General features: G+C 56.7%; 5 protein-coding genes. 4 read left to right on the top strand and 1 reads right to left on the bottom strand.

The features are described from left to right. Positions 1-797, bottom strand: a 797-nt coding sequence (gene nadC / locus VGC62_RS01925) for a carboxylating nicotinate-nucleotide diphosphorylase (protein ID WP_331185418.1), incomplete at its 3' end; no start/stop codon positions are given. Positions 798-1,168: 371 nt separating this feature from the next. Between nadC and VGC62_RS01920 the strand changes: the two genes are divergently transcribed. From VGC62_RS01920 to potE, 4 genes are all read left to right on the top strand, one after another. Beyond that, positions 1,169-3,418, top strand: coding sequence for a DUF1631 domain-containing protein (locus tag VGC62_RS01920; RefSeq protein WP_331185417.1), 2,250 nt, complete (start codon positions 1,169-1,171; stop codon positions 3,416-3,418). A gap of 165 nt (positions 3,419-3,583) precedes the next feature. Further along, positions 3,584-4,150, top strand: a complete 567-nt coding sequence (gene ampD, locus VGC62_RS01915) for a 1,6-anhydro-N-acetylmuramyl-L-alanine amidase AmpD (RefSeq protein ID WP_331185416.1) — start codon at positions 3,584-3,586, stop codon at positions 4,148-4,150. Beyond that, complete coding sequence (gene ampE / locus VGC62_RS01910; protein WP_331185415.1) at positions 4,147-4,983, top strand: regulatory signaling modulator protein AmpE; 837 nt, start codon at positions 4,147-4,149, stop codon at positions 4,981-4,983. The genes ampD and ampE overlap by 4 nt, the downstream gene beginning before the upstream one ends. Positions 4,984-5,339: 356 nt before the next feature. Beyond that, a partial coding sequence (gene potE / locus VGC62_RS01905; RefSeq protein WP_331185414.1) for a putrescine-ornithine antiporter occupies positions 5,340-6,142 on the top strand: 803 nt, incomplete at its 3' end.

Raw genomic sequence — 6,142 nt, 5'->3', positions numbered from 1 at the left:
GCGCCAATCGAAATGTAGTCCACGCCGGTCGCGGCAATCGTGCGCAGGGTGGTGTCGTTGATGCCGCCGCTGGCTTCGAGCTTGGCGCGGCCAGCGGTCAGGCGGACGGCTTCACGCATGTCGTCCAGGCTGAGTTCGTCGAGCATGATGATGTCGGCGCCCGCCTCCAGCGCTTGTTTGAGCTCAAAGAGGCTTTCCACTTCCACTTCCACCGGTTTGCCTGGCGCGATCTTGTGGGCGGCGGTGATGGCTTGCGCGATACCGCCGCAGGCTGCGATGTGGTTCTCTTTGATCAGGAAAGCGTCGTGCAAGCCAATGCGGTGGTTGTGGCAACCTCCGCAGGTGACGGCGTATTTCTGCGCCAGGCGCAGGCCCGGCAGGGTTTTGCGGGTGTCGAGCAGTTTGACCTGGGTGTCGGCGACCATGTCGGCATAATGCTGGGCGCGAGTGGCAACGCCTGACAGCAATTGCAGAAAGTTCAGTGCACTGCGTTCGCCTGTAAGCAGTGAGCGGGCAGGGCCTTCCAAATGAAACAACGCCTGATTGGGGGTTACCCGGTCACCATCGCTGACCTGCCAATGCACCGCGACCCGTGGGTCCAATTGCCGAAAAACACTGTCGACCCATGCGGTCCCCGAGATTACGGCGTTATCACGGGAAATTACGGTGGCAGTGGCGAGACGTTCGGCGGGAATCAATTGAGCGGTGATGTCGCCAGTACCAACATCCTCCAGCAACGCACGGCGTACGTTGGCGTCGATTTCTGCTGTTAGCGCGGCGAGACGTAGATTTGGCATATCGGGCTCCACTTACTAAGTGTCGCGAGTATAAGGTAGTCGCCTGTACCAACCTACCTTCGGTGGCCCTCTCATTCGAAGGTATTGACGACAGTTGGTCGGTTTTTTCGCCGTTCATGCGATGCATGGTGATTTTTGCGGTCTATCGCAGCACATGTCACTTTGCCCACTCTATATTTCCCATAGGCAAAGAGTCCGCTGGCGGGCGGACACGTTTTGAAAGATACTCGCCTTGTATTTGACGTCATAGCCTTGACGTGTCGCCTGTAAACCCTAAGGACAATTCGAGATCGCTTCACGGAGGGTGCGTTGCGCACCGTTTGTGTGGAGGTCGTGCTGGCTGTGGTAGAACGGTTCTAAAGGAGGCCTTGATGCAGAATGACGGTAAAGTGGTGCCCTTGAATAAGGCCGATCCGGAACAAACGGGGCCTTCGCCAGTGGCTCGGCTACCCGTTGTTCTCCTGCAGGTACGTGACAAGGCTGCTCAGCAGTTGAAGGAGAGCTTGCAGGCACTGTTCGACAATGCCGACGACACGCTATTTGAGATGGCTGATCGGGCACACAACAACGTCGAGCAGAATGTCTTCTTTGAAGCCATGCGCGATCTGCGCCTGAAGCGAAAGAGCATCGAGCGCAATTTCCTCGACAAATTCTTCGAGTCCTTCTTGCGCCTTGGTCAGTATCAAGTTGCTGAACCTATCCTCACTGAACCTGTGTCGTTCGACAAACTCGCGTTGGTGCATAACGACGATCTGGAAAGAACCGTGGCGGTAGATGCCATGGTGACCAAGGTCATGAGCCGTGATGGCGTCGCATTGAGCCAACTGACCACGCGTTTGAACGAGTTGATCCCGCAGCCCTTGACGGACGAATCCAATCCACTGGGGCCAGCACGGCTCTGTGACTACTTCCTACAGGCAGGACGCACCTTGGGGGTGGAGATCAAGGTCAAGTTGATCGTCCTCAAACTGTTCGAAAAATACGCGTTGGCCAACGCCGATCAGTTGTACGAGGAAGCTAACCAACTGTTGATTGCCGCCGGTGTGCTGCCTGAACTGAAGGTATTGCCATCACGCCGTTCAACAGATCGTTCGACCCTGTCGCCGCACTCTGGCCAAGCCCAAACCCAACGCGCCGACAGTGCTGCGTTGGTGCAGGCTACCGAAAACCTTGACAGGAGCGTGCAGGAGGTCTTTGGCGCATTGCAGGAATTGTTGGTTCAGGTGCGTGGCAACCTGACACCGCACAAGGAGGGCAGTGCTGAAGCCCGGCCGATTTCCAGTCCTGATCTGCTGCGACTGCTGTCTCACCTCCAGCAATACGTGCCAACTTCCGACAAGTCAGACGACTTCGACCTGCGCATACAGTTAGAGCAGTTGATCAACCGTGTCAGCGTGAAAAGCGGCAAAGTCCGCGTCGTGGGTGTGGTGGACGAAGACGTGATCAACCTGATCTCGATGCTCTTTGAGTTCATCCTCGACGACCGTAACTTGCCCGGTTCGCTCCGGGCACTGATCGGTCGCTTGCAGATCCCGATGCTGAAAGTCGCGGTCATGGACAAGAGCTTCTTCAGCCGCGGCAGCCACCCCGCGCGCCGTTTGCTCAACGAGATTGCCTCGGCGGCGTTGGGTTGGGGTGGGCGTGACGACAGCCAGCGCGATTCGCTGTACTCGCGCATCGATCAGATCGTCCAGCGCCTGTTGCATGACTTTGTCGATGACCCGCAAATCTTTACTGAGCTTTTGGTCGATTTCCTTGCATTCACCGGTGACGAGCGTCGACGCAGTGAACTGCTGGAGCAACGCACGCGCGATGCCGAAGAGGGGCGCGCGCTCGCGGAAATGGCCCGGCAACGTGTGCAGCAAGCGTTGAACGAGCGTTTGCTGGGTAAGACGCTGCCAGAAGTGGTGGTGCGGCTGCTACAGGAAGCCTGGAGCAAGGTGCTGTTGTTGACCTGCCTCAAACATGGTTACGAGTCGAGTGAGTGGAACGCCGGTTTGGTCGCTATGGACGATTTGATCTGGAGCGTCGAGCTTCACGACGACCCTGATGCGCGTCAGCGCTTATTGGATCTGGTGCCGGGGCTTTTGAAGTCGCTGCGGGACGGTTTGAGCAGTGCGGCATTTGATCCCTTCGCAACGAGTGATTTCTTCAGCCAGTTGGAAGCGCTGCACGTGCAGGCGTTCCAGTACGTCACGCGCACCTCTGACGAGAGTTCCGAGCCAGCAACGTCCAAAGCCTTGGAAGGCACGTCGATGATGGCGGTGGTGGAGGAAATCGTTCTGATCGCCCCCGGCGAGCAAATACTCAACGAGCCAGCGTTGCAGCTTCCTGCCGATGATCCTGGGTTGTTGCAGGTCGACAAGCTGCGACTGGGCTGCTGGGTCGAGATTCAGGAAGATGAAGAGCACAAGTTGCGCTGCAAACTGACGGCCATCGTCGAGCCGAGCGGGCGTTATGTGTTCGTTAATCGCACCGGCATGAAGGTCCTGGAAAAGACCCGCATGGGACTGGCTGTCGAGTTCCGCCGTGGTTCGATTCGTGTCCTGGACGATGCGCTGCTATTTGATCGTGCGCTGGATTCGGTGTTGGGTAATCTGCGCAAGCTCAAGGGGTCGTAGGCCAGGCAACCGCACCCCATTCGTTGCGTTGCTGGTGGGGTGAACTTGCTCGCGAAAGCGTGCCTGCGGCGTTGACGTCTCCCATTCAAATCTCGATTCCCTCCCCACAACGCCGTCTATCGCGGGCATACTGGCCGCTGTCGATTTGCCGTTCAAGGAACCTTCATGCGATTGGACTCCGCCACGGGCTGGTGCCACGGCGCGCATCATTGCCCTTCGCCCAATTTCAATGCGCGACCTGACGCCGAGATCTCGTTACTGGTGATCCACAACATCAGCCTGCCACCGGCGCAATTCAAGACAGGTAAGGTCCAGGCGTTTTTTCAAAACACGCTGGATGTCACAGAGCATCCGTATTTTGAAGGCATCGCTGAGTTACGGGTTTCTGCGCATTTTCTGATTGAGCGCGACGGTGAGCTGACGCAATTTGTGTCCTGCCTCGACCGTGCCTGGCATGCTGGCGTATCGAGCTTTGAAGGGCGTGAAGCGTGCAACGATTTTTCTGTCGGCATCGAGCTGGAAGGAACGGACGATCAGCCGTTTACCGATGCCCAATACACCGCCCTGATTCAATTGACCCAGCAGCTTCAGACGGCGTACCCGATGATCACCACATCGCGTATTTGTGGGCACAGTGACATTGCGCCGCAGCGCAAGACCGATCCCGGTCCATGCTTTGACTGGGTGCGGTTTCGTTCGGCTTTGACGGTTGAGACAAGGAGCAATCAATGAGTTTTCTGGTGTTGCTGTTGGCGGTATGGATCGAAAAATTTTCCGCCCTGCGCCAACGTGTTCAGCGTGATGGCGCCTGGTTGCGTCAACTGGCTCGGCTTGAGTCCAACCCCCGCACGGCTAAGCGCCCGTGGATGCTGCTGGCGGTGATGGTGTTGCTGCCGGTGCTCGTGCTGGCGCTGGTTTTGTTGATTCTCGGTTCAGTCGCTTATGGCTGGCTGGCGTTGCCGGTTCATCTGCTGGTGCTGATTTACAGCCTGGGTCGAGGCGACATCAAAGCTCATCTGGGCCCGTTTCGCGATGCATGCCGGCGCGGTGATCAAGAGGCGGCGGTGTTGGTGGCCGAACGTGATCTTGGGGTTGAGGCAGACAACAGCGAGCAATTGCTGGGGGGCGTGCAAAGCTATTTGCTGTGGCAGGTCTATCAGGGCTTTTTTGCCGTGATCTTTTGGTATTTCCTGCTAGGCCCGGTGGCAGCGCTGAGTTATCGCCTGTTGGCGCTCGCCGCCGAACACGGTAAGACACCTGCCCTGGTGGAGCGTGCGTCGCAATTGCGGCATGCGTTCGACTGGATTCCGGTGCGGCTGCTTGCCGCAAGTTTTGCGCTGGTGGGCAACTTCGTGGCAGTTAGTCGGGTGATGTTGCATGAGTTGCTCAACTGGAACATCAGCGCGGCGGGTTTGATTACCAAAATTGGCTGCGTCGCCGGAGAAGTTCCTGCGCCGGTGATGGGTGTTGAAGGTGTCAGCAGTTTGGATGTTTTGTGGGAGTTGCTGATCCGCGCGGCGATTGTCTGGTATGCAGGCTTTGCGTTGTGGACGTTGTTGGTGTGAGGCTGTTTAAAGGCGTGTGGCTGTGTTGTTCAATCCCGGTTCTTCAGAAGATCGCCCTTCGTTCGGTGTGATGCTAAGTGCCGGTAAACACTCGCTTATTTGTATCGTTGATGATGCAGATCAAGTTTGATCGGCGCATAGACGTTAGGCTTGCTTCATCGCGGGCGCGCGCACTTTTTTAATATCGGGATGCCACTGCGTCGATGTAAGATGGGGGCGTTGTTAGCACCATATGTCAAATAAATCCTCAAGAAAGATGGCTGTTGGCTATCGCTTAGCCCCCCAGTCATTTCTTGCTACATCTCAAACATTTGCTATAGCTAAACCTCTCTCACGTCATTCAAATGGGGCAACGGATGTCAGTCGCAAAAAAAATGAGTGTGGGGCAACTCACGATGTTGACGGCCGTCAACATGTTGGGTTCGGGCATTGTGATGTTGCCGTCAAAACTCGCCGAAGTCGGCGCTATTTCAATACTTTCCTGGATTGTCACCGCCACGGGCTCACTGGCTCTGGCCTATGCCTTTGCGCGCTGCGGGATGCTCAGTCGAAAGACCGGCGGCATGGGCGGATACGCCGAGTACACGTTCGGTAAGGGCGGAAACTACATCACTAACTACACCTATGGTTTGTCGTTATTGATTGCCAATGTGGCAATCAGTATTACCGCCGTCGGATATATCCAAGTGCTGTTCAATGTGCATTTGGGTTCCTTGCAGGTGGGGCTGGCGACCATTGCTTTGTTGTGGATTACCACCTTTGCCAACTTCGGTGGCGCGAGAATTACTGGTAGGATCGGCGCTATAACCGTATGGGGTGTCATTGCTCCGGTAGTGCTGGTGTCGACTGTCGGCTGGTTCTGGTTTGATAGCAGCGTCTATGCGGCTGGCTGGAATCCACACGACAAGAGTTGGTTCGAAGCAGCGGGTGCGTCGGTGTCGATTACCCTCTGGGCGTTCCTGGGCCTTGAGTCTGCGTGCGCCAACACCGACGCGGTGGAAAATCCGGAGAGGAACGTTCCAATTGCCGTGCTCGGCGGCACCCTTGGGGCGGCGGTGATCTACATCGTGTCCACTAACGTCGTCGCTGGCATTGTCAGCAACCCCGAGTTGGTTGCGTCTACCGCGCCGTTCGGCTTGGCCTTCGCCCAGATGTTCAA

Origin of the sequence: Pseudomonas sp., from assembly GCF_036404235.1 — a bacterium.
Taxonomy (GTDB): Bacteria; Pseudomonadota; Gammaproteobacteria; order Pseudomonadales; family Pseudomonadaceae; genus Aquipseudomonas.
The sequence above is the reverse complement of the archived record's forward strand: the minus strand, read 5'-3'. Positions and strand labels throughout refer to the sequence as shown.